At 63.3% G+C, this 22403-nt stretch carries 20 protein-coding genes; 8 read left to right on the forward strand and 12 right to left on the reverse strand.

Features of this window, described 5'->3' with window-relative positions:
* Positions 1–8 precede the first annotated feature (8 nt).
* Positions 9–2804: a bifunctional [glutamate--ammonia ligase]-adenylyl-L-tyrosine phosphorylase/[glutamate--ammonia-ligase] adenylyltransferase gene (glnE, locus tag CR919_RS19160; RefSeq protein WP_099821367.1), complete on the forward strand. Its 2796-nt coding sequence runs from the start codon at positions 9–11 to the stop codon at positions 2802–2804.
* Between the two features lie 437 nt (positions 2805–3241).
* Here glnE and CR919_RS19165 read toward each other — a convergent pair whose 3' ends face one another.
* The 6 genes from CR919_RS19165 to CR919_RS19190 all read right to left on the reverse strand — a co-directional run bounded on the left by CR919_RS19165 (position 3242) and on the right by CR919_RS19190 (position 7101).
* Positions 3242–3802 carry a queuosine precursor transporter gene (locus CR919_RS19165; RefSeq protein ID WP_099821368.1) on the reverse strand — a complete coding sequence of 187 codons (561 nt, stop codon included), beginning with the start codon at positions 3800–3802 and terminating at the stop codon, positions 3242–3244.
* Positions 3803–3876: 74 nt separating this feature from the next.
* On the reverse strand, positions 3877–4392 hold the full coding sequence (locus tag CR919_RS19170; protein WP_099821369.1) for a hypothetical protein: 516 nt from the start codon (positions 4390–4392) through the stop codon (positions 3877–3879).
* A 33-nt stretch (positions 4393–4425) separates the two neighbouring features.
* Entirely contained in the window at positions 4426–4920 is a 495-nt protein-coding gene (locus tag CR919_RS19175; RefSeq protein ID WP_099821370.1) for a hypothetical protein, read from the reverse strand.
* A gap of 18 nt (positions 4921–4938) precedes the next feature.
* On the reverse strand, positions 4939–5787 hold the full coding sequence (locus tag CR919_RS19180; protein WP_099821371.1) for a DUF2145 domain-containing protein: 849 nt from the start codon (positions 5785–5787) through the stop codon (positions 4939–4941).
* A gap of 57 nt (positions 5788–5844) precedes the next feature.
* Positions 5845–6063: a hypothetical protein gene (locus CR919_RS19185; protein ID WP_032975596.1), complete on the reverse strand. Its 219-nt coding sequence runs from the start codon at positions 6061–6063 to the stop codon at positions 5845–5847.
* 78 nt (positions 6064–6141) lie between these two features.
* Positions 6142–7101, reverse strand: a complete 960-nt coding sequence (locus tag CR919_RS19190; protein WP_099821372.1) for a mitochondrial fission ELM1 family protein — start codon at positions 7099–7101, stop codon at positions 6142–6144.
* Between the two features lie 122 nt (positions 7102–7223).
* Between CR919_RS19190 and CR919_RS19195 the strand changes: the two genes are divergently transcribed.
* Positions 7224–7814: a malonic semialdehyde reductase gene (locus tag CR919_RS19195; RefSeq protein WP_025878215.1), complete on the forward strand. Its 591-nt coding sequence runs from the start codon at positions 7224–7226 to the stop codon at positions 7812–7814.
* Between the two features lie 85 nt (positions 7815–7899).
* Entirely contained in the window at positions 7900–8610 is a 711-nt protein-coding gene (locus CR919_RS19200) for a YceI family protein (RefSeq protein ID WP_099821373.1), read from the forward strand.
* A gap of 149 nt (positions 8611–8759) precedes the next feature.
* Here the strand turns inward: CR919_RS19200 and CR919_RS19205 are convergent, their stop codons facing one another.
* A complete protein-coding gene (locus tag CR919_RS19205; RefSeq protein ID WP_099821374.1) occupies positions 8760–9161 on the reverse strand; it encodes a hypothetical protein in 402 nt (133 codons plus the stop codon).
* A gap of 91 nt (positions 9162–9252) precedes the next feature.
* Between CR919_RS19205 and CR919_RS19210 the strand changes: the two genes are divergently transcribed.
* Entirely contained in the window at positions 9253–10074 is an 822-nt protein-coding gene (locus CR919_RS19210) for a hypothetical protein (protein ID WP_099821375.1), read from the forward strand.
* Between the two features lie 92 nt (positions 10075–10166).
* Here CR919_RS19210 and CR919_RS19215 read toward each other — a convergent pair whose 3' ends face one another.
* A complete protein-coding gene (locus CR919_RS19215; RefSeq protein ID WP_099821376.1) occupies positions 10167–10964 on the reverse strand; it encodes a siderophore-interacting protein in 798 nt (265 codons plus the stop codon).
* Between the two features lie 60 nt (positions 10965–11024).
* The gene (locus CR919_RS19220; RefSeq protein ID WP_099821377.1) at positions 11025–11585 is read right to left on the reverse strand and encodes a PadR family transcriptional regulator; all 561 of its coding nucleotides are present in this window, start codon (positions 11583–11585) and stop codon (positions 11025–11027) included.
* A gap of 635 nt (positions 11586–12220) precedes the next feature.
* On the opposite strand from CR919_RS19220, the gene aceE reads away from it, so the two are divergent.
* From aceE to CR919_RS21135, 4 genes are all read left to right on the forward strand, one after another.
* A complete protein-coding gene (gene aceE, locus CR919_RS19225) occupies positions 12221–14908 on the forward strand; it encodes a pyruvate dehydrogenase (acetyl-transferring), homodimeric type (protein WP_099821378.1) in 2688 nt (895 codons plus the stop codon).
* A 134-nt stretch (positions 14909–15042) separates the two neighbouring features.
* Positions 15043–16122: a DNA cytosine methyltransferase gene (locus CR919_RS19230; protein ID WP_099821379.1), complete on the forward strand. Its 1080-nt coding sequence runs from the start codon at positions 15043–15045 to the stop codon at positions 16120–16122.
* 119 nt (positions 16123–16241) lie between these two features.
* A complete protein-coding gene (locus tag CR919_RS19235) occupies positions 16242–18263 on the forward strand; it encodes an ATP-binding protein (RefSeq protein WP_099821380.1) in 2022 nt (673 codons plus the stop codon).
* Entirely contained in the window at positions 18260–19459 is a 1200-nt protein-coding gene (locus CR919_RS21135) for a hypothetical protein (RefSeq protein ID WP_133119644.1), read from the forward strand. Before CR919_RS19235 ends, CR919_RS21135 begins: the two co-directional genes overlap by 4 nt.
* 299 nt (positions 19460–19758) lie before the next feature.
* Here CR919_RS21135 and CR919_RS19250 read toward each other — a convergent pair whose 3' ends face one another.
* From CR919_RS19250 to CR919_RS19265, 3 genes are all read right to left on the reverse strand, one after another.
* Positions 19759–20370: an HNH endonuclease gene (locus tag CR919_RS19250; protein WP_165787293.1), complete on the reverse strand. Its 612-nt coding sequence runs from the start codon at positions 20368–20370 to the stop codon at positions 19759–19761.
* A 767-nt stretch (positions 20371–21137) separates the two neighbouring features.
* Positions 21138–21506, reverse strand: coding sequence for a hypothetical protein (locus CR919_RS19260; RefSeq protein ID WP_099821385.1), 369 nt, complete (start codon positions 21504–21506; stop codon positions 21138–21140).
* A gap of 452 nt (positions 21507–21958) precedes the next feature.
* A complete protein-coding gene (locus tag CR919_RS19265) occupies positions 21959–22384 on the reverse strand; it encodes a TonB family protein (protein ID WP_099821386.1) in 426 nt (141 codons plus the stop codon).
* Positions 22385–22403 lie beyond the last annotated feature (19 nt).

Consider the following 22403-nt stretch of genomic DNA (forward strand, 5'->3'; position numbering starts at 1 on the left):
ATCAGGGTATGACCCTCGCCCCCGCCGAATTGCCCGCCACCCTGCAGCCCCTCGTCGACCGCGCGCTGACGCGCCTGACCCAGGCAGTGCCCGATCCCATCCCGGCCGAGCTGCAGCCGATGCTGGTGCAACTGGCGGTCAGCAGCGACTTCGCCATGGATACCCTGGTGCGCCAGCCCGGCCTGTTGACGCAACTGGCCGCGCCCGGTTGTCCGCCCCTGCCGGCGCCGGTGCTCGACCCACTGCAGCCCAGCGACTGGCCGGCGCAGCTGCGGCGCTGGCGCACGGCGATGTCGACCCGCTTGATCTGGCGCGACCTGGCCGGGCTCGACGATGTGCCACAGACTCTCGCCGGAGCCACCGCGCTGGCCGAGGACTGCCTGCGCTTGGCGCTGGACGCCCTGCAGCAGGAGTTCGCCCAGCGCCACGGGGTGATTGCCGATGACAACGGCCAAGCGCAGCAGCTGGTGGTGTTCGGGCTGGGCAAGCTGGGGGGGGGCGAACTCAACTTCAGTTCCGATGTCGATCTGGTCTACGCCTACGTGCAGGGCGGTGAATCTGATGGCCCGCGCGCGTTGGCGGCCGAAGAGTATTTCGCCCGGCTCGGCCAGCGCCTGGCCAAGCTGCTGGATGAAACCACCGTCGATGGCTTCAGCCATCGCGTCGACCTGCGCCTGCGCCCGTTCGGCAGCGCCGGCCGTGTGGCGCTGTCATTCGCGGCGATGGATCAGTACTTCCAGCGCGAAGGCCGCGACTGGGAGCGCTATGCTTGGTTGAAGGCGCGAGCCGTGGCCGGCGACATCGCGGCCGGCGAGGCGTGGCTGCAGACCCTGCGTCCGTTCGTGTACCGCCGCTACCTGGACTTCACCGCGCTCGACGGCCTGCGCGAGATGAAAGCGGCAATCACCGCCGAAGTTGCGCGCCGCGAGATGCACGACGACATCAAGCGTGGCGCCGGTGGCATCCGTGAAATCGAGTTCCTGTGCCAGGCACTGCAGCTCATTCGCGGTGGCCGCGAGCCGGCGCTGCGTGAGCGACGGCTGCTGGTCGCGCTGGAGGCGCTGGTCGCCGCCGGGCAGATCGCCCGCGATGATGGCGCCGCGTTGCGCGAGGCCTATCTGTTCCTGCGCCGGCTGGAAAACCGCCTGCAGATGCTGCGCGATGCACAGACCCATGTGCTGCCATCTGATGTACTGGATCGCGAACGCATTGCCGTCGGCCTCGGCTATGCCGATTGGGATGCGCTGCGCGCCGCATTGACCGTGCAGCAGCAGCGCGTCAGTACCGAGTTCGCCGCATTGCTGGCCCCGCGCAAGGGCCAGGCCGCGCCGGATGCGCTGGCCAATTACTGGCGCAGCCTGCCCGAGGGCAGCAACGCGCCGCTGCTGGCCGAGGCGGGGTTCCTCGATGCCAATGGCGCCGACCAGTCACTGCGCGATTTCGCCCAGGGCACGGGCGTGAAGTCGCTGTCCGATGCGGCACGTGCGCGCCTGGACCGCGTGCTGCCCGCGCTGCTGCACGCTGCCACCCGTTCACCGCAGCCCGACGCTGCACTCAAGCGCGTGCTCGGCCTGCTGCAGGCGGTGCTGCGCCGTACCAGCTACCTGGCGCTGCTGGACGAACAGCCCAGCGCGCTTGCGCGCCTGGTTGACGTGCTGGCCCGCAGTGCATTGCTGGCCGAGCGCCTGGCCGCGTACCCGCTGCTGCTGGACGAGCTGCTGGATGTTCGCGTGTCCGGGCCGATGCCCGATGCGGCCGGCATGCTGGCCGAATGCCAGCAGGTGCTGACGGTGGAGGATCCCGAATCGGCGCTGCGTTGGCTCAATGAAACGCGCCTCGCCCTCAGCTTCCGCATGGCGATGGCCACGCTGGACGGCCGCCAGGGCGCGGTCGACAGCACCCGGCAACTGGCCGAACTGGCGCAGGCGGTGGTCATCACGGTGTTGGCGATGGCCGAGGCCGATATGCACGCCGCGCACGGCGCTATCGCCGGCGGCCGCTTCGCGATCATCGGCTACGGCAGCCTGGGCGGCCTGGAGCTGGGCTTTGGGTCGGATCTGGACCTGGTGTTCCTGCACGACCATCCCGCCGGCGTGGAGGCCAGCGATGGCGCGCGCCCGCTGGAGCCGGGCCGCTGGTATGCGCGCCTGGCCCAGAAGGTGATGGCGCTGCTGGCTGCGGTCACCGCCGCCGGCCGCCTGTACGACATCGACGTGCGCCTGCGTCCGGACGGTGGCAAGGGCTCGCTGGTGTCTTCGCTGGCCAGCTACACCGAGTACCAGCGTGATCGCGCATGGACCTGGGAGCACCAGGCGCTAGTGCGCGCGCGCGGCGTGGCCGGTGATGCCAGCCTGTTGCAGGATTTCGAAGACGTACGCGCGCAGACGCTGGGCCGCGAACGCGATCGCGCAACGCTGTATGCCGATGTAGTGAAGATGCGCGGTCGCATGCGTACCGAACTGGATCGCAGCGACGCCGCGCGGCTTGACCTGAAGCAGGGCGCAGGCGGCGTGGTCGATCTGGAGTTCCTGCTGCAGACCGGCGTGCTGGCACGTAGTGCGCAGACACCTGCGTTGCTGCAGCCGCGCGCCACGCCGGCATTGATCGACGCGTTGGCAGCGGCGGGATTCCTGCCCGACGCCACCGCACAGGCGCTGCATGGCGCGCACGCCACGCTGCTGGAAGTAGGGCTGGCCTGCACGCTGGATCGCCGCCCACGGTTGGCGCCGACGACGCCGGCCATCGAAGAGGCGTGTGCGGCGATCAGCGCCGCATGCATCGCCGCGGAGCTGCCGTTCGGCTGAGTGCAGTTGGTGTGGATGCCAACCAAGGTTGGCAACTACCGGGTGATGGCCCGCTGTTGGCACCCACCGTGCGACGGCTCGCTGTTGGTAGGTGCCAACCTTGGTTGGCACGCTGTTGCCGGCGCCAGGAATGCTGACGAAGTGTGCCAACCAAGGTTGGCAACTACCGGGTGATGGCCTGCTGTTGCCACCCACCGTGCGATGGCGTGCTGTTGGTAGGTGCCGACCTTGGTTGGCACGCTGTTGCCGGCGCCATGAACGCTGACGGATCGTGCCAACCAAGGTTGGCAACTACCGGGTGATGGCCCGCTGTTGGCACCCGCCGTGCGACGGCTCGCTGTTGGTAGGTGCCAACCTTGGTTGGCACGCTGTTGCCGGCGCCATGAACGCTGACGGATCGTGCCAACCAAGGTTGGCACCTACCCGTGCAACGGTGGTCAGCCCGCCGTACGCGGCGGCGCCATCTTCCACAGCAGCGCGCGGAACGGGGCCAGCAGGCATACGCCGATCGCCAGCTTCACCGCCAGGTCGCCCGCGGCCCAGCTCACCCACGGCAGGGTGGAGCCAGCAAACGCGATCGACCAGAAAATGGTGGTGTCCACCGTCGCGCTGCAGGTGGTGGCCACCATCGGCGCGCGCCACCAGCTGCCACGGCGCAGGCGGTCGAACACGGTGATGTCCAGCAGCTGGGCCACGATGAAGGCCGAGCAAGAAGCGATCGCAATGCGCGGCGTCGCCACCCACACCGACAGCAGCACCGCCACCGCAAAACCAATCCACGCCACGCGGCGGGCCGGGCCCGGGCCGAAGCGGCGGTTGATCAGGTTGCTGACCAGAAACGCGACCGGATAGCTGAAGGCGCCCCAGGTCAGCCAGTCATTGATCGGGTACTGCACCAGCACGTTGGACAGCAGCACCACCGCGCCCATGGCCAGCACCGCCAGCACCAGGGCGCGGGCGGTCAACGGGGCAAAAACAGGCGCAGGACGCACGGACATGGCGAGCCAAGGGAAAAAGGGGATCGTCCATTATCCGCCCGGCCCGCCGCAAAGCCAAAAACGGCCGTTCAGCTTTACAGCTGCTCGCTCAGCGCGTCGCCGGCGGCATAGGCCGTGGGCACATAGGCCAGGGCCTTGCCGTCGCTGTTCTTCACCGTCCAGCCGGCACCGGCATCGGTCGGGTCGAAGCGCACCTGCTGGCCGACCACGAAGCCGGCCACCGGGTCATCGCCCTCGATCGCCGGCCACTGCAGGGTGGCAGTCTGGTCAGCCTTGTCCGGTACCTGCAGCTGCACCTGGCGCTCACCGGCGGCGGTGGTCGCCACCTGCTTCACTTCCATCGGCGGCAGCGGCACCGCCGGGGTGCGCTCGGCGACTTTGCCATTGCGCTCGCTGGCCTTGAACGGCGCCTTGGACAGCGCGGCCAGGCCCATCGAGGTAGCCAGCGGAACCGACACCACGATCAGTGAAGTGACCAGCACGCTGGCCTGGCCGCTGTTGATATGCGGGGCGGCGCCAGCGTGCACGGTCGGCACCGTCAGGGCAGACAACAGCAGGGCGGCGGCGGGGGCGCGCAGGGAACGAAGCATGGTGACCTCCTGGTCGGGAAGAGAAGCAGCGGCTCAGCGCTGCGTATCGAAAAGATCGCGTGGGCCGGTGGCCTCGGGCAGGTACTCCAGCGGCCGGCCCTGGTTGTCGCTCACCCGCCAGCCGTTGCCCGATTCAGCGGGTTCGAAGTTCACGGTCTGGCCTACGTTGAACTGCACGGCCGGGTCGCCGGGTCGCTTGGGCCACTGCATTGACGCCGTGTTCTGCGGGTTGGCGGGGTCCTGCAGCAGCACCTCACGGCGACCATCGACGGTGGTGGAGATGGCGCTGACCTGCATCTGCGGCAGCGTCACCCGCGGGCCCTGGCCCGGAGGCATGCCCGCATCGTTGGTTTCCCCAGCCGCGGCAGCGCGCGCCCGTTCCACCATCGGTGCGGACATCTCCAGGCTCGGACCCTCGGGCACGCTGTTCTGGATGATCACGATGCGGCGCTCGGCATGTGCCGGCGCTGCAGACAACAGGCTGCCGCACACAAGCACGGCCAACGCGGAAAACGGCAGGTTGCGCATCATCTTCTCCTTGCCAGGTCAGGGCGCAGCGGCGGCAGTGTCGGCCGTCGCGTGCGCAATGGTCAGTTCCTGCTGCAGCTGGCTGTGCTGGTGCAGGAAGTCGAATACCGATTCCACCGTCACCACCGAGTAGTTGCCGGAAATACGTTCACTGGCCGGATGGTCGGTGGTGGTGGCGTTGGCCACGAACAGGCGCGCACCCACGCGCTTGCCCAGGCCGATATGCAGCACGCTGGGCTGGTACTTCTGCGCGCGCAGCCATTGCTGCGCCTGTTCGCGCTTGACGATCACCGGGCCACCTTCAGCCTGCGCCATCGCCGCGGCCAGCACTTCCAGGATCCACTGGTTGGAATTCTGGAAGTCGGTGGCGAACGGATAGGCCACGACGTTGTACTTCGATTCGTGCAGCGCCTTGGGCTGGATCGCCGGTGCTGCCAGCATCCGCTTCAGTGCCAGCTGCAACGCCGGCGGCGGCACGCCGATGCGCAGGTCGGTATGGGTGCCGCTCTCGCCGACGAAATTGCCCAGGCCCTCGCGGTACAGCTGCGAACTGTCGGTCTTGCAGCGGTTGAGCAGGTGCAGCGCCCGCCAGCGGCCGTCGTCCTCGCGCAGCAGGAAGGCCAGGTGGCTGTGGCGCAGGCCGTAACGGCTCAGGTCCTGGCCACCACGCGCGGCGATCACCACCTCCACGCCGGGCAGCGCATCCAGGCGCTCGGCCGTGGCCCACGCCACATCGAACATCGCCGCCTGTGCGGCGACGCTGGGGTAGCGCTCGACGCAGGTGCCGCTGTCGGCCCATGCCGGCGCGGAAGCCAGCAGGCCCATCAACAACAGCAGACCGCAGCGCAGGCGATGCAGACGTTCCATGTATACCGCTCCAGACGCGGGCAGGCCCGCGCGCCGATCATACCCGTATCGCTGGAATCAACGCTCCACGCCCTTGCGCCGCAATTCCTTGTCGCAGGCATCGCTGATCGGCGCGATCGGCAACGGCGGGCGCTCGTTGCGCGGATTACGCAGCGCCGGCTGCTCGCGGTAGGCATCCAGCTGCTGCTGGCACGCGTGCGACAACGGGTCCAGTTCGGTGGGGGTGGTGGAACAGGCCGCCAGCAGGGCCAGCGGCAGCAGAAGCAGGGTACGCATGGGGACGTCCAGTCCGAGGGGGAGGCTGGACTCTAACTGCGCCGACGGATCGAAATGTTCAAAAAGCGCTGGACGGCATCACCCCAACGCCAGCCGCGCTTTGACCTCGGCGGCAATCCGCGCGGTCTCGCGCAGTGGTTCGATGCGGTCGTACTGCCAGTCCAGCCAGCGTGGCTGCAAGCGCCCGCGCTCGCGCAGCTGCTGCTGGAAGCGCGCCAGCCGTCCCTGCGCCGTATCGGCCAGGGCCACCATCACCGGCATGCGCGTGGCGCTGGCCTCGGACAGCAGATTCACCGAATCGGGCGACACCACCACCCGGTTGGCCCAGCCGAGCAGACCGGCATACGGGTTCACGCCATCGCCGCCATCGCCCCAGATCACATGCGGCAGGTCGGCGAACTTCGCCCGCAGGATCTCGGCCAGCGCCGGCGGCGTGCGCCGCGAGGTCGTCGCCAGCAGGCTGCCACCCTCGCTGCGGATCTGTTCGGCCAGCGCCTGGAACACGTGCACCATCGCCGTCTCATCCCAGGGGGCCAGCGGCGTCGGGCCGCCCACCAGCAGTGCCGTGCGCGGGCCGGGCAGGGTGCTGAAGCTGGCGAACGCGGCGCGGCCCAAGGCCAGCCAGTCATCGTCCACCGGGTTCAGGCTGCCGACCAGGGTCAGCACGTTGCTGCCGCGCAGGGTGTCGTGCTCGGGCACCACCACCACGTCCCAGTGGCGCGAACCGATGCGCGGATCGAGGATCTGCACCACCTGGCTGCCGCGCGCACGCAGCACGCGCAGGGCACCGGCGGCCTGGCGGCCACAACCGATCGCCAGCGCAGGCGCCTCGGCAGCGAGGGACGCGAACGCCTCGCCGTAGCCGTTCACATCACCGGGCAAGCGCCGCGGCGACAGCCAGCGCCACGGCGCGCGGGGTTGCAGTACCAGGGGGCGGTGGCTGCCCAGGCGCAGCGCCGTCGCCAGCGCGACCGCCTGGCGGACATTACCGGCACGGCCATCGGTGACCGTCCATGGCGTGCTCGATCGTTTCACCATTGGCATTAATTCGTTTCAATCCTGCTGGGTGTTGCAACAGTCGCGACACTCTACACTGCGGATCGACGTTCCGCCCCGCGCCGCCCGCGGGCACTGACCTTAGCCGCCCTGGAGATCCACCGATGTCCCACGCGCTCGACGCTGCTGCACTGGACCAGTTGTTCCGCACCGCCCGTACCCAGAACGCCTTCCTCGACAAGCCGGTCGAAGACGCACAGCTGCACGCTCTGTACGACCTGCTGAAGTGGGGCCCGACCGCCGCCAACGGCAGCCCGGCGCGCTTTGTGTTCGTGAAGTCGGCCGAAGCCAAGGCCAAACTGGCACCGGCGCTGTCCGAAGGCAACCACAACAAGACCCTGGCCGCCCCGGTCACCGTCATCGTGGCCTTCGACCAGGACTTCCACGAGAAGCTGCCGTACCTGTTCCCGCACACCGATGCCAAGGCCTGGTTCGACGGCCCGCGCGAAGGCCGCCACGAAGGCGCGTTCCGCAACGGCAGCCTGCAGGGTGCCTACCTGATCCTGGCCGCACGCGCGCTGGGCCTGGATGCCGGCCCGATGTCCGGCTTCGACAATGCCAAGGTCGATGAAGCGTTCTTCGCCGGCACCAGCATCAAGTCGAATTTCCTGGTCAACCTGGGGTACGGTGACGATTCGGGCCTGTTCCCCCGTCTGCCGCGTCTGTCCTTCGACGAAGCGGCGCGCATCGCGTAAGTCGCTGTATCGGTTTCGGGCCCGCCCGCCGTGGCGGGCCATTGCTGCACTGTGTTCCCACCCTACGATCCGGAGAGTTCCTGAGATGAGCGCCACCCGTAAACTGCTGCTGCCGCTGGCCCTGACCCTGGCCATCGCCGCCTGCTCCAAGCCGGCCGACACCGCCGCCCCGGCCGCCGATGCTGCTGCCCCGGCCACCACCGAGCAGGCTGCCACCACCCCGGCCGCCGATGCCGCTGCTGCTGCCCCGGCGGCTGCCGCCATCACCATCGCCTCGGGCACCTACAAGCTCGACCCGACCCACACTGACGTGCTGGCGCAGTGGAGCCACTTCGGCTTCTCCAACCCGAGCGCGCACTTCGGCAACGCCGAAGGCACCCTGGTGTACGACGCCACCGACGTCACCAAGTCCACCGTGGAAGTGAAGCTGCCGCTGAGCGGCCTGAACAGCTTCACCGCCAAGTTCGACGAGCACCTGAAGAGCGCCGACTTCTTCGACGCTGCCAAGTTCCCGACCGCCAGCTTCAAGAGCACCAAGGTCGAATCGGCCGGCACCAACAAGCTGACCGTCACCGGCGACCTGACCATCAAGGACATCACCAAGCCGGTGACCCTGGATGTGACCGTCAACGGTGGCGGCGAGCACCCGATGGCCAAGGTTCCGGCCGCCGGCTTCGATGCCACCACCACGATCAAGCGCAGCGATTTCGGCGTCGGCGCCTACGCCCCGAACGTCAGCGATGAAGTGAAGATCCGCATCACCACCGAAGCCACCGGCGAGAAGCCGGCGGCTTGATGCAATATCCCGCTCACTCGTCGTGAGAAGGCAGAAGGCCCGCTGAAAAGCGGGCCTTCTTTTTTGCGTGCTCCGGTAGGTGCCGACCTTGGTCGGCACACACTCAATCCGCAGGCCAACCAAGGTTGGCCACTACCGGGTATGCGCGCTCAGCGCAGCGTACCCAGCCACGCGGCCGACGCTTCGCTCGGGCTCTGCTTGGCCTTCACCACCAACCCGCTCGCGCGCACGAACGTCTGCGCGGCCTGTGCCACCACCTGGCGGGCGATCAGCGCCGCCTGCCTGGTGGACGCCTGCTGCTTGCGCAGCTGCACGATATGCACCGACGGACGACCGACCGGCGCGTACTTCTGGTCGCGGCGCAGGATGTCGGCCACCTGTGCCACTTCATGTTCGGCCTGCAGGTAGCGGTGCTGCGCTTCGACCAGCTCACGCAGCGGTGCGCGCGCCGCTGCCGGGTCGGCGAAGGCAGACAGCACTGCGTCGCAGGCGCTGTCGTCGGCCAGGCGGGTACGCAGCGTGTCCACGCCGCTCAGGGTCAATTTGCCCACGTGGGGCCTCGTTGGTGCAGGAAAGGAGCGCGATTGTCGCATGGGGTCGCGGTTACCATGGCGGCCGCACTGAACCACGGAAGACAACACCATGCAGGAAGCGCAGTACTGGCTCGGCGAATTCTGGACCGGCCTGAGCGTGCTCGATCTGATCGGCGGCAGCGTGCTGGGCACCCTGTTGGGGCTGGCGCTGGGCATCTTCGCCTGGCGCTGGCTGCATCGACGCGGCTGGCTGCGGCGACAGCGGCGTTGGCACCACGGGCTGCTGGCCTCGTATGTGGTGCTGCTGCCGTTGCTGGTCGCGTTCTTCGGCCTGCAGCTGGGCTTCACCGCCGGCGCGCACCGCGCGCTGTTCAAGCAGCTCGATCACTTCCAGCCGCACCTGCAGACGATGGTGGAAGGCTGGAGCAGTGGCTTCACCGCTTCGCTGGAGGACGAGCGCATGCGTGCCGCGCTGCAGAGCCAGGGCACGGTGGGGGATGTCGCGGATTCGCTGGCTGCGATCTACCTGAGCGAGCATCCGCTGCCCGGCGTGGACCGGCTGGGTGACGGGCCGATGGCACGTGGCGTGGGCTGGGTGATCGGCAAGGTGCGCGCCGGGCTGCTGCGCGCGATGGTGGAAGACACGCTGATCGACAAGGCCGGCACGGTCGGCCTGGAGCCGAAGATGGTGCGCGAGGCGCTGACCATGCGTATCGACGAACTGCTGCATACGCGCGGGGTGCTGCGGCTGGTGAAGGCGCAGATCAACGGCATGATGCCGGGCGTGTACCTGGGGTTGCTGCTGCCGCTGGCGATCATCGCGCTGCTGCTGGCGCTGGAGATCTGGGCCGCGCACCGGTTCGGGTGGGTGCGGCAGGTGGCGCCCAGCGCTCCTGTAGAGCCGAGCCCATGCTCGGCTCATCGCGCGTAGCACGAGGGCGGATAGAACAGCAGCCGAGCATGGGCTCGGCTCTACATAGTCAAAGACGTGCGGGCCAACGGTCCGCACCTACCGTTTTGCGGTCAATCGCCGTCCTGTTCGTCCGGGTGCGCCTTCCAGTAACCGGTCGAGCGGATCCAGTCGCGCGGCACGCCCAGGTGGCCTTCGATGAACTTGCGCATCATCCGTGCGCGGCGCGATTCGGTGGCGATCCAGTAGAACGCATCGCCGTCCGGCGCCTCGAAGTCGGTCAGCATGTCTTCCAGCAGCGTGCTGCTGGCGGCCGGGAAGCCATTGCGCTCCAGCCAGTGGATGCGCACGTTCTCGTACTGCGGCAGGTCCTGGCGCTCGTCCTCGTCGGCCACTTCGATATACGCCTGCACCTGCGCGCCTTCGGGCAGCACGTCCAGCCAGCGGGCGATGGCCGGCAGCGCGGTTTCATCGCCAATCAGCACATAGGCGTCGTAGCTGTCGGCCACCACGAACGAACCGCGCGGGCCGCCGATCACCAGCGTGTCGCCGGCCTGTGCGCGCTCGGCCCACGGCCCGGCAATGCCCTGGTCGTGCAGCACGAAGTCGATGGCCAGCTCGCCGGTTTCGTGGTCCCACCAGCGCGGAGTGTAGTCGCGCGCCGGCGACGGCTGCTTGCCGTCCGGATAGCTGCGGCCCTCGGCGGTCAGCACCGGCAGCACCATCTCGCCGCTGGCGTTGGGGAAGAACAGCTTGATGTGGTCGTCGGCGCCGGGCGAATCGAAGCCGGCCAGGTCGTCGCCGCCCAGCACGATGCGGCGCATGTGCGGGGTGACAGTCTCGGTGCGCAGCACCGTCAGTTCACGGAAGCGCACATCCAGGCGCAGGCGCGAGTTGTGATGTTCGGTCATGGGGGTACCTGTCAGAAGGTCGCGCGGGGGCGCGCGGCATGGGGGAAGACCTGGCTGGATTCAGTCTGGCTGGGTCGTAGAAAAGGGAGAGGACACGTTGCCGGCCTGGCCATTGATCAGCACCGACGCGCGTGTCAGCAGCGCGGCCACCTGCTCGGCTTCGCCGTCGGCCCAGCGCCCGTGGTGGTGCACCAGCGCCAGCTTGAACTCGCGCAGCGCAGCGGCCAGCGGCGCCGGCAGCGAGGCCTTGGTGATCTCGCGGGCGCGGTCGAACGCACGTCGCTGCGCCAATCGCACCTGGGTGCGCTGCACCTTCAGCTCGAACTCGCCCGCAGTGGTGATGCGGAACACACGGCGGCCGTCCACCTCTTCCGATTCCACCCAGCCAGCCTGCTCGAAGCTGGCCAGCAGCGGGTACATGGTGCCGGCACTGGGGGTGTAGGCCTGCATGAACATGGTGCTGATGTGCTGCATCAACTCGTAGCCATGGCGCGGCTGCTCACCGATCAGCGCCAGCACCAGCAGGCGCAGGTCGCCGCGGCTGAGCACGCGCGGCTGGCCGTTGCGGCGGGGTACCGCGGCATCGTCGGTGCGGCTTTTGGGGGAGGGGGAGCGGCCCATTTCGATATATCGGTAACGTGTGCCGTAAACGATATATCGATAGGCCGGACCCGACAAGCATGGTTTCGGCCACAACGCTTGCCAGATCGGGCCACGCAGCCAGGTACTGCAAGGGATCAGGGCAGGGTTGCGCGAGACGCAAGCCACCGTTGCGCGGCCTGACATCCGTATCGGGCCACGCAACGGCGCTGCGGGTTTTCGCCCCGGGCGGGGCGCAGCAGACGAGCGGCGAACCGCGGGAAGGGGCCTGCTCGCCGCCAACCGTGCGCAGCCGCCCCGCCCGCGTCGAGAGGCACGCGCGACACGTTGTCGCGGGTTCAGCGGCAGCCCGTCAGACAACGCCGACACGGCGCCGGCCTTGCCCTACAACGGTCATCCGCAGCAGTAACACTGCGTCCTGCGCATGGGCGCAGCAGGCCGCAAGCGACAGCTGGCGCAGCCCTTGCAGGCAGCCACAGCGGCCTGCAGCAGTGCTTTGTCCCGCCGGTGGACGTCCCGGGACATGCCATGCAGACAGGGGTGGCCTGCCTCCATACGCCAGCGTAGCCAAGTGACGAAAGCCCTTGGTGCGCTACACTTTGCGGTCTAGAAATCTATCAACAGTCGCGCGCGTGCGTGCGGTAATGGGAGCGCTAATGAACTGGTTGAACGAGGTGCTGAACAACGACCCGAATCCTGTGGAAACCCAGGAGTGGATCGAGTCGTTGAAGGCCGTTATTGATGTCGAGGGCCCCGAGCGCGCGCATCAGCTGCTGGAAGGCATGGTGGAACTGACCCGTCGTTCGGGTGCCTATCTGCCGTTCTCTCCCACTACCGAATACGTCAACACCATCGAGCCGCAGCTGGAGGCCAAGAGCCCGGGCAACGCCGAACTGGAATGGCGCATCCGTTCGATCATCCGCTGGAACGCGATGGCCACCGTGGTGCGCGCCAACCGCAAGCCGGGTGACCTGGGCGGCCACATCGCTTCGTTCGCCTCCGGCGCAACGCTATACGACGTGGGCTTCAACCACTTCTGGCGCGCCCCGAGCGAAAGCCACCCGGGCGACCTGCTGTTCATCCAGGGCCACAGCGCCCCGGGTATCTACGCGCGTTCCTTCCTGGAAGGCCGCATCAACGAAGAGCAGCTGGACAAGTTCCGCATGGAAGTGGACGGCGGCGGCCTGTCGTCGTACCCGCACCCGTGGCTGATGCCGGAGTACTGGCAGACCCCGACCGTGTCGATGGGCCTGGGCCCGCTGGCCGCCATCTACCAGGCGCAGTTCATGCGCTACCTGGAAAACCGTGGCCTGATCGAGAAGTCCGACCGCAAGGTGTGGTGCTTCATCGGCGACGGCGAGAGCGACGAGCCGGAAACCCTGGGTGCCATCGCGCTGGCCGGCCGTGAAGGCCTGGACAACCTGATCTTCGTGGTGAACTGCAACCTGCAGCGCCTGGACGGCCCGGTACGCGGCAACGGCAAGATCATCCAGGAACTGGAAGGCGTGTTCCGTGGCGGCGGCTGGAATGTCATCAAGCTGCTGTGGGGCGGTTACTGGGATGCCCTGCTGGCCAAGGACACCAACGGCGTCCTGAAGAAGCTGATGATGGAAACCGTCGACGGCGAGTACCAGAACTGCAAGGCCTTCGGCGGCGCGTATACCCGCGAGCATTTCTTCGGCAAGTACCCGGAAACCGCCGCGATGGTGGCCGGCCTGTCCGACGACGACATCTGGCGCCTGAACCGTGGTGGCCATGACCCGCACAAGGTGTACGCCGCCTACCACCAGGCCGTGAACACCAAGGGCATGCCGACCGTGATCCTGGCCAAGACGGTCAAGGGCTACGGCATGGGCAGCGCCGGTGAGGCACTGAACCCGACCCACCAGACCAAGAAGCTGGACGACGAAGCGGTGCGCCACTTCCGCGACCGCTTCAACATTCCGGTGACCGACGCGCAGCTGGCCGACGGCCAGGTGCCGTTCTACCACCCGGGCCCGGATTCGCCGGAAGTGCAGTACCTGCAGGAGCGCCGTGCGTCGCTGGGTGGTTACCTGCCGCAGCGCCGCCGCAAGGCCGAAAAGAGCTTCAATGCACCGAAGCTGGAAAGCTACGAGCGCCTGCTGAAGAGCAGCGGCGAGCGCAGCTACTCCACCACCATGGCCTTCGTGCAGAGCCTGAACATCACCCTGCGCGACAAGGAACTGGGCCCGCACATCGTGCCGATCGTGGCCGACGAAGCCCGTACCTTCGGCATGGAAGGCCTGTTCCGCCAGATCGGCATCTACGCGCCGTTCGGCCAGAAGTACAAGCCGGTCGACGCCGACCAACTGATGTTCTACCGCGAAGACCAGAGCGGCCAGGTGCTGCAGCAGGGCATCAGCGAGCCGGGCGCGATCAGCTCCTGGATGGCCGCCGGTACCAGCTACTCGGTCAGCAACGTGCCGATGCTGCCGTTCTACATCTACTACTCGATGTTCGGCTTCCAGCGCGTGGGCGACATCGCCTGGCAGGCCGCCGACATGCGTACCCGCGGCTTCCTGCTGGGTGGTACCGCCGGGCGCACCACGCTGAACGGTGAAGGCCTGCAGCACGAAGATGGCTTCAGCCATCTGGTGGCCGGTGGCATTCCGAACGTGCGCAGCTACGACCCGACCTTCGGCTTCGAAGTGACGGTGATCCTGCAGCACGGCACCAAGGCGATGATGGAAGATCAGATTGACGAGTACTACTACGTCACCCTGATGAACGAGAACTACACCCACCCGGAGATGCCGGAAGGTGCGGCCGAAGGCATCGTCAAGGGCATGTACCTGCTGACCGACGCCGGCAAGCCGAAGAAGGGCGAGCTGCGCGTGCAGCTGCTGGGTTCGGGCACCATCCTGCGCGAAGCCATTGCCGCGGCCGAGCTGCTGGACAAGGACTTCGGCGTGACCGCCGACATCTGGAGCTGCCCGAGCTTCAACGAACTGCGTCGCGATGGTTTCGACGTGGAACGTGCCAACCGCCTGCATCCGGAAGGTGAGCAGCGCAAGGCCTACGTGACCGAGCTGCTGGAAGGCCGCCAGGGCCCGGCGATTGCCGCCACCGACTACGTGCGTGCGTATGCGGACCAGATCCGTGCGTTCGTGCCGATGTCGTACACGGTGCTGGGTACGGATGGGTTTGGCCGTTCGGATACGCGTGCGAACCTGCGCCGGTTCTTTGAGGTTGACCGGTACTACATCGCGCATGCCGCGATTGCGGCGCTGGCGAAGGACGGGAAGATGACCGCGAAGGATGTGGCCCGGGCGATCAAGCAGTACAAGATTGATCCGGAGAAGGCTAACCCTGTTGGGGTTTGATTTCGATCAGTACGCGTGATGAATAGGGCGGCCTAAGTGCCGCCCTATTCCATTTGAGAGAACTTATATATGCTGAGAAAACTGACAGCTACGCGTCTAGCTACCTTTGCCTCAGCGCAACCGAGAGATGTGGGATGGCTCTGAATGTCTATCAAATCGCCGCCTGTTTACGTGGTGATGAAACAAACAGATCTGAGCAACCAGTTGAAATTGCTGAGAGTCTCGGTGATGTAGTCAGTATTTTCTGTGGCGCTGGTGGACTCGATTTGGGTTTCGAGCAGAGCGGCTTCACCGTGCCGTGCGCTTACGATATTCGTACGGTAAGCATCGACTCTTACAACGCTAACCGAACAGGTGCACATAGAGGACACGTAGCGGATGTGCGAGGTCTGACGGTCGAGAGGGTTCGCGCAGACTCGGCGAAGGCCAGTTTTGCTCCGATCGGTTTGATAGGTGGCCCGCCATGTCAAAGCTTTAGCGGTGCGAACACGGCTGATAAGATTGACGATCCACGTCACTCGCTCCCGGAGCAGTACGCACGATTAGTGCGGGAGCTAAATGCGGATTCGCCGCTACATTTCTTCGCATTCGAGAACGTAGTCGGCCTAGTTGGGCCAAAGCACGCGCATGTGTTCGAGAAGCTAAAGAAGGATCTTGAGGTTGACTTCAATCTGAGCGAAGCGATCTTAGATGCCCACGATTTTGGACTCCCGCAGCGTCGGAGGCGAGTCATTGTCGTTGGATTTAATAAGTCGATTTATGGAGAGCTGCGGTGGATTCCGCCTCAGGCAACGGGTGGTAGAGCCACCGTGAGAGACGCCATTGGTGAGCTACCTGAACCAGTTCACTTTGAGCGAGGCCTGTCGGAGAATGAAATTCCATTTCACCCTAACCATTGGTGCATGAAGCCGAAGTCGCCAAAGTTCAGTAACGGGCTGATGAGTGTGGGGAGCAAGAATAGACGGTGTTTCAAGGTTCTAAGTTGGCATGAGCCGAGTCCGACGGTTGCTTATGGCAATCGAGAGGTCCATGTACACCCCGATCAACATCGAAGACTCAGTGTTCTCGAAGCTATGAGGCTGCAGGGGTTTCCTGATCGATTCGTGTTAAAGGGAACTCTGTCCGCTCAAATCACTCAAGTCAGTGAAGCGGTACCCCCTCCGTTGGCCGAGGTTATCGCAAGCTCAATTAAGGAGCAGCTCAAGCTTAGCTAGTTCAATTGAGTTTCAGTATTTTCGAATTAACTCGCAATGCGGTTAGAATTAAATATGGTCGTTGGCGTTCATGTGAAATGCCGCGCGTCTCGGGTGAAAGTCCGCCAATGGAGTGGGATATGACGAACGACGTAAAGAATCGGAAGGATGAGGTCAAATACATCGAAGAGCAAGGTGCTCTTGCTTCATATCTGTCCGATCCCGGTGTTGCTGGAAGACCGGTTAGAACGCATCTCCAGGCAAGTGATCGGGTAATTGCAAGGGTCACGGATGGCATCTATCGAGAGCCCGCTTCGGCTCTTCGAGAGTTGATATCTAATGCTTGGGATGCAGACGCTACGCAGGTGACTATTCTCACCGACGCTCCTCGATTCGGCCGAGTATATGTTCGAGACGACGGAAATGGCATGTCGTTCGAAACCCTATCTCATCTGATTAAAAATATTGGCGGTAGTGCAAAGAGAAGCGCCAAGGGCGAAGGGCTTGGTGTAACTGGTGGTGATGTTGACAAGTCCCCAGGTGGACGTCAACTGATTGGAAAGATCGGTATTGGACTGTTCTCAATTAGCCAGCTCGCGCGTCGCTTTCGAATTGTTACGAAGGTTAAGGGCCAGAGCTATCGCCTGATCGCTGAGATCTCGCTTAGAACCTACACGGAAGACGGGACAGAGCTGGATCATGCTTCTGCGGAAGGTGACGATAACTACATCAGTGGCGTTGTGGAGGTGGTCAGCCAGCCCGCGGAAGACATAGATTCTCACGGAACCGACCTCATACTCGAGGACGTCAAGCCGCGTGTTCGTGACCTGCTGAGGGATTCTGATCGATGGGCCAAGGTTTTCGAACGCGAGCGCGCCATAAGCGTTGGCGATAAAGAGACTGCCAATGCGATTCGAGTTCAGCGCCCAGTATTTCATTCGGGTTGGATCGGTGCTTCTCCTCCTGGTGAAGCATCAACTGTAGAGGTTGGGCCAAACTTCCCGTGGACCGAAGACACTGATCCTAGCGATAGAATGGCTGCACTGATGGATGCTGTCGAAAAACAGGGAGAAAAAAAGGATCGGCCCGATCTTGCTGCGACGCTTGACGCATACCTTAATATGCTCTGGACGCTGGGGCTATCTGCGCCGGTTCGATATGTTGATAAGCATCCATTTGATCTGAAGGCATCAGAGAACTTTGATCTTTTCTGGATATCAAACGAGGCAAAGGGCCAGGCTACCGAAGTAAAAATGATGCCCGGTGAGACAGTGCGGCGAGCCGTCAAGGAGCGCGCTCCAGGCAACAAAGAGTTAGTTGATGGGCTGGCGCAGGCCGGCGGCGGCTTTAGGGTGTTCATTGATTCGGTTGAGATTAAGCACCCCGTTCGGTTTAAGTACCTCCCCGCTGGTGAGAAAAATCTATCCAAGTCTCTCCTGTTCGTTGGGAGCTATAACCCGGATCTCAGCAAGATATCGGTGGATAGGCGGGGAGGGGGGTTGTCATTGGAGGGGTACGCATTCTGGACGGGAAGGATTGTACCGAAGGAGAATAATGGCGTTTTGGTGCGAATACGGGGGGCGAGTGGTGCCGCATTTGATCCGACTTTCTTTAATTATCAGGTTTCAGAGCTGACTCGCCTTCGTCAGATTACGTCAGAGATATTTATTCGTCGAGGGCTGGACGCGGCGCTGAATATTGATCGGGAGTCTTTTAACTTCTCCCACCCGCACGTCCAGCTCGTAGCTGGCTGGGTTCAGCGCTCCATCCGCCAACTTACTAATAAGCACAAAGACTTAGCTTCCAAGTTGAGGAAAGAGCGGCTCGGGACCAAAGCAGCTGCAGAAAGTAGCGCTCTCGATAAGTTTGTGAGAACGGTTTGGAGCGGGCGGCAGTCGGATGATGTTCCGCCTGAAGTTACGATTTCCGACGAAGTAGGTGTGCGAAGCGCCAGAAGTATGGGTAATGTTGCGCTGCATAGGGCCACGTTGACTTCAGTAAAAGCGCTTCAACAAATGCCTGCGGGCCAAGGCGAAAGCAAGGTGACTGCGCTGGTCCAAGTCCTTCTCGCCTACGACGTTCTGCAGGGGCTTGAATACGCGGAGCAGGAGAATCTGATTGCAGCAATCTTGCACGTATTCTATGGAGTGGAATCGAAATGATGCAGGCTGACCCAAACGGCCAAGGTCTAGATCCTCTGGACGAGATTGACCAAGAAACTGTTTATGGCGAGGCGGCGGAGGTCGACGTTGCCGAAGAGATTGTCTCTGCTAGGAAAAGATCCGACTTCAAACCATGGCACCATCCCGTAAAGCAATTTGTTCGTGAGAAACAATGGTTGTTGCAGGTAGAGCGATTGGGGCAGGCGCCAGGTAGGGATCTTGGCTATCTTTCGCTTCCTGGAGAGGACATGTTTGATGTCAGGGTAATCGGCGAATCGGTGAAGCGAAGGGGTGGAAAAGTTAGGCTTCTCGGATTTAACTCTAGAAAGCCCGGGATGGGAGATGCTGGAAGTCAGATAAATGCTGAATCTGTCCTGCGGCAGGAAAAGATAATCACTGATGACTCCAGGACGCTGCCCGATAGGCTGCAAGATATTGCGGAAAAGCGATCTCATGTTTACCGGATCATGGAGTCCTACGGGAAGTTCGATGTAATTAATATCGATCTCTGTGATCATCTCGGGGCAGAAACCGCCGGCCCTGGGATCTTTGATGTCATCGAGAAAATAGTACTGCATCAAAGGGGGTATGCAACTCCATGGCTATTCATGTTGACTACGAGGGTGCATCCTGATTTCCTCGGCAAGGCGGAAGGGAAGTTCTCCCCTCCATTGCGGAAGAATATTGAGCTTGGTCCCGAATTCTCCGAGAAGCTCGCGGAACTCATAGGGGTTGACATCTGTATTGCCAAGGATGTGGAGCGGTACTGGAAGGTCGCCGGGGATCCGCTGATAAAAATATTTGCAGTTGGGTTGGGTAAATATCTATTGCATTTGCTTCACAATCAAATTCAAGATCCCGCGTCGGTGGAGTTGGCAAGCTGTTGCGCCTATAGAGTCGAATCGAAGAGTCTAGATATGCTCTCTGTTGTATTCAGGGTTACGCCCAGGGAGAAGCTTATGATTTCTGCGGAGCAGCAAAATAACATCGAAATACCTGCTATTGAGATGGCAAGTGCGATTCAGATTGTACGCAAGGCAGGTGCGACTGTGGATGTTGATGCTGTTGTCAACGATCGAGCTGTTCTTGTGAATCTCGTGGAAAAGACAGAAGCTCTTTTGGCAGCTGGGAATTACGATGTTTCAAAGTACCGTGAATGGCTAGGTGCACATGGATTTAGGCCTCATGTCGTGTAGGCGGAAATTGGATTAAATAAATGCGGCGGCTGGTTGCTATCTGGTAGGCCCAATTTCAAGCCGCCGGCCGATGTGCGATTATCAGTCGCACATCATCTGTGAATGACGACGTATTGCCCGCTGAAATAGCCCTCTTAGACTCATTTTCCAAACGCAGATCCTGGAATTCCGCTCGCTTTATAGCTCATTGCTGGGAGTTTTGGCACTGGTGAGCCCGCGTCCGCTCGGGAGAAACACCTCATCCCCGGGTTTAGGTTGGGCTATCAGCTAAGTGAAAATCAATGCTCGCGAATTGCCTTCTACCAGGGGCATTGCGAGCGATGCCAAGCGAGCGACTGTAGGCAGGCTGCCAGTCCACCTGGCATTGAAGCAGCCAGCCTACGGCCCTCCAACTCTAAGTAAGCAGAGTTCTGCAGAGTAGGTGCCACGGCGATCCGCAGGGAATCGGGGTTGATGGTCACTAGATACAGATCGAACAGAGTGTGCACATCAGCACGGAGCAAAAGGCCGTTCCTGACATCGTTGCTCTTCAGGCCAGAATAGGGTCGGATGTGGGCCGCCTCAAGCGCATCGACCACATTGCATCCCGTCATAGCACAGCGGCCGCCGTATGCGTCCAGCAGTGCCTTACGGAAGGCGGGCTGCCCGCGGCGCCGAACGATAGCTGCCAGCACACGCTGCCGTTCGTCCACCTCGTCTGTTGGGGAGAAACTGCCAGATGCCTCCGCCGCTTTGGCCTCTTGATCCAACAGTCCTCTTGTAGGACCAGAGACCGACGTGAGCGTCTCGCCAGAAAGCCCGAGGAGCTTGGCAAGTTTCGGCTCAACCTTTGCACCCACGTTCGATGCTGGAAGAAGCCCGGGTAGCCAAGGCTTACCTGCCTGATCTAGAACATGGGAGATGTTCTGCATGCGGTACTCCCACGCCTTGGACGTGCGTCCGTGTTGGGCCGCCAATTCCCGATAGACCCTCGCCTTCTCAAGGGCTGATCCATTGGCAAGACGGGCCTCCATTTGGCGATACGCCTCAACGGCAGCAGCCAATTCGTCTTCAGTCCACCTGCTCACAGCCTTCCTCTTTCCGCGACCGCACGTGGCGCTCTGGGGAAAGTATGCCGTAAACGACACAATGAGCCGCAAATGGCTTGGGACGGAAGAGCGTAGCGCTGTCAGCGCAAACCACAGACTATTCAGGCCCGTCGGTACGTCTCGTATATGGAGTTCAGTTACAAATCCCTAGTCGGCCGGAAGTAGTCGGCTACTCCAAGGCTGGAGTAGAGGTTGATCGCAAGGCGTCTCACTGGCTCGGCCTATGAAGCCTAGGAAGAGCAACTGTGATGAGGAGTTGTCCACCAGCAGAGCGGGCTCACCTCGGCAAGTGAGCTCGAAGTACCTTGCATCAAAGCGTCCGGCACCGAGGGCTGCATCTTCAGCCACTAGGCTTAGGGCTTCCTCGCGCATGACAGCAAACTCTGTAGCCGAGACCTTTGGGTAGGTCTTCAGCTCCAGATCGCCTTTTAGCAGGTGGAAGTGGGCGAGCGCTGAACCGATCAACGCTGCCAAACACAGTGCTGCGTACGTCAGAGACTTCATCGGAAGTCCTGCAGATCAGAGGCGAACGGATAAGGGGGCAGCGACGACAGCCCGCAGCTTACTGCTCGAGCTTCAGGCCTTGGGCTCTACCCCCGCACCTGCAACCGCTCAGCCACCTGCGCAGTCAACGCCACACACGCCATCTTCAACCCTTCCATCACCCGATCCCCCAGGTACTCCTCGGGCGCGCCATTCTGCCGCGTGCGCTCTGCAGCCAGCATCAACTCCGCCACCACGCGCAGCCCAGCCAGCGCGCAATCCGCATCCGCCAACTGAAGGCACCGCCCAGGCAGTTGATGCCGCTCCGGCCAAGGCTGGCCGTCTGCCGCGGCACCGGTTCCGATGCGGCGCAGCGTGGCAACGAAGGTGTTGGGATCGACGGACGGTTCGCGCTCGGCTTCAGCGTTGTCCGGATCGTACTGCGCGTGCAGGGAACGGAAGTCCGATGTGTTCATGGCAATGCTCCGTACAGGACAGATAGCAGCGCCACCAATAAAGGCGGCGGACGATGCGTGGCTCGAAAACCGGTAAATGCCAGACCGGCGGGCACGAAGGCCCCCACGCACCGCCCGCCATGGAACGCGAACGGATTGCCAGCCGACGCCACACAAAAGGTGACGCCGGCTGGCAAGCGCATACAACTGGCAGATACACGGGTTTTCGAGTCCCGCGCCACCCTTTTCCGGTGGCACGCCAAGAGATACCCGCACAGATGCCAAATGCCAAGAAACTGCAGAACTGACGATTGCCAGTCCTGACGCTTTCGGGATTGTCGCACACGGTGTTAAGCCAGCAAGCGATTGCGCCGCAACGGTCTTGAAGGGCTTGGCGCTATTGGCCCCAAGCGCAGGATGCTCACAGCCAAGCCCACGGCGTAGGACCAATTACGACAGATTGGAGCGGCAGTTCAGCCCGGCGGCGCCTCGGCCGTGGGCACGAAGGTCAGACGGACCCGAACCCGCGCATGCCGCGCGACGCCCTCAACCACAACCGGTTCGAAGCGCCACTGGTCCACAGCGGTAAAGGCTGCACGATCAATCTCCCGCAGTCCGCTGGACCGCGCCACCATCACGTTGGAAACGTGGCCCAGCTCATCCAGTTGAGCAACCAACAGCACCTCCATGGGAACCTGCAGCACGGTATCGGGCAGGGTGGCAGGGGCCGTCGAATACACAACGGCAGGCGCCTGTTGCAGCTCGAAGGTGGGGTTGTCACCGCGCTCTACGAACACTTCGGTGGAAACCTGCGGGTCTGCCGCCATGGCCATGGCAGGTGTAGCGCCCAGCAGCATCAGAACAAGGTTCAGTGCCAGGGCGGTGTTCAAACGGGGCATACGTGGTTTCCATTCCGGT

Origin of the sequence: Stenotrophomonas sp. LMG 10879, from assembly GCF_002750935.1 — a bacterium.
GTDB lineage: Bacteria > Pseudomonadota > Gammaproteobacteria > Xanthomonadales > Xanthomonadaceae > Stenotrophomonas > Stenotrophomonas lactitubi_B.

Coding starts and splice junctions, on each gene's coding strand:
- glnE (WP_099821367.1), top strand. CDS start 9: ATGACCCTCGCCCCCGCCGAATTGCCCGCCACCCTGCAGCCCCTCGTC.
- CR919_RS19165 (WP_099821368.1), bottom strand. CDS start 3,802: ATGTCCGTGCGTCCTGCGCCTGTTTTTGCCCCGTTGACCGCCCGCGCC.
- CR919_RS19170 (WP_099821369.1), bottom strand. CDS start 4,392: ATGCTTCGTTCCCTGCGCGCCCCCGCCGCCGCCCTGCTGTTGTCTGCC.
- CR919_RS19175 (WP_099821370.1), bottom strand. CDS start 4,920: ATGCGCAACCTGCCGTTTTCCGCGTTGGCCGTGCTTGTGTGCGGCAGC.
- CR919_RS19180 (WP_099821371.1), bottom strand. CDS start 5,787: ATGGAACGTCTGCATCGCCTGCGCTGCGGTCTGCTGTTGTTGATGGGC.
- CR919_RS19185 (WP_032975596.1), bottom strand. CDS start 6,063: ATGCGTACCCTGCTTCTGCTGCCGCTGGCCCTGCTGGCGGCCTGTTCC.
- CR919_RS19190 (WP_099821372.1), bottom strand. CDS start 7,101: ATGGTGAAACGATCGAGCACGCCATGGACGGTCACCGATGGCCGTGCC.
- CR919_RS19195 (WP_025878215.1), top strand. CDS start 7,224: ATGTCCCACGCGCTCGACGCTGCTGCACTGGACCAGTTGTTCCGCACC.
- CR919_RS19200 (WP_099821373.1), top strand. CDS start 7,900: ATGAGCGCCACCCGTAAACTGCTGCTGCCGCTGGCCCTGACCCTGGCC.
- CR919_RS19210 (WP_099821375.1), top strand. CDS start 9,253: ATGCAGGAAGCGCAGTACTGGCTCGGCGAATTCTGGACCGGCCTGAGC.
- CR919_RS19215 (WP_099821376.1), bottom strand. CDS start 10,964: ATGACCGAACATCACAACTCGCGCCTGCGCCTGGATGTGCGCTTCCGT.
- CR919_RS19220 (WP_099821377.1), bottom strand. CDS start 11,585: ATGGGCCGCTCCCCCTCCCCCAAAAGCCGCACCGACGATGCCGCGGTA.
- aceE (WP_099821378.1), top strand. CDS start 12,221: ATGAACTGGTTGAACGAGGTGCTGAACAACGACCCGAATCCTGTGGAA.
- CR919_RS19230 (WP_099821379.1), top strand. CDS start 15,043: ATGGCTCTGAATGTCTATCAAATCGCCGCCTGTTTACGTGGTGATGAA.
- CR919_RS19235 (WP_099821380.1), top strand. CDS start 16,242: ATGACGAACGACGTAAAGAATCGGAAGGATGAGGTCAAATACATCGAA.
- CR919_RS21135 (WP_133119644.1), top strand. CDS start 18,260: ATGATGCAGGCTGACCCAAACGGCCAAGGTCTAGATCCTCTGGACGAG.
- CR919_RS19250 (WP_165787293.1), bottom strand. CDS start 20,370: ATGCAGAACATCTCCCATGTTCTAGATCAGGCAGGTAAGCCTTGGCTA.
- CR919_RS19260 (WP_099821385.1), bottom strand. CDS start 21,506: ATGAACACATCGGACTTCCGTTCCCTGCACGCGCAGTACGATCCGGAC.
- CR919_RS19265 (WP_099821386.1), bottom strand. CDS start 22,384: ATGCCCCGTTTGAACACCGCCCTGGCACTGAACCTTGTTCTGATGCTG.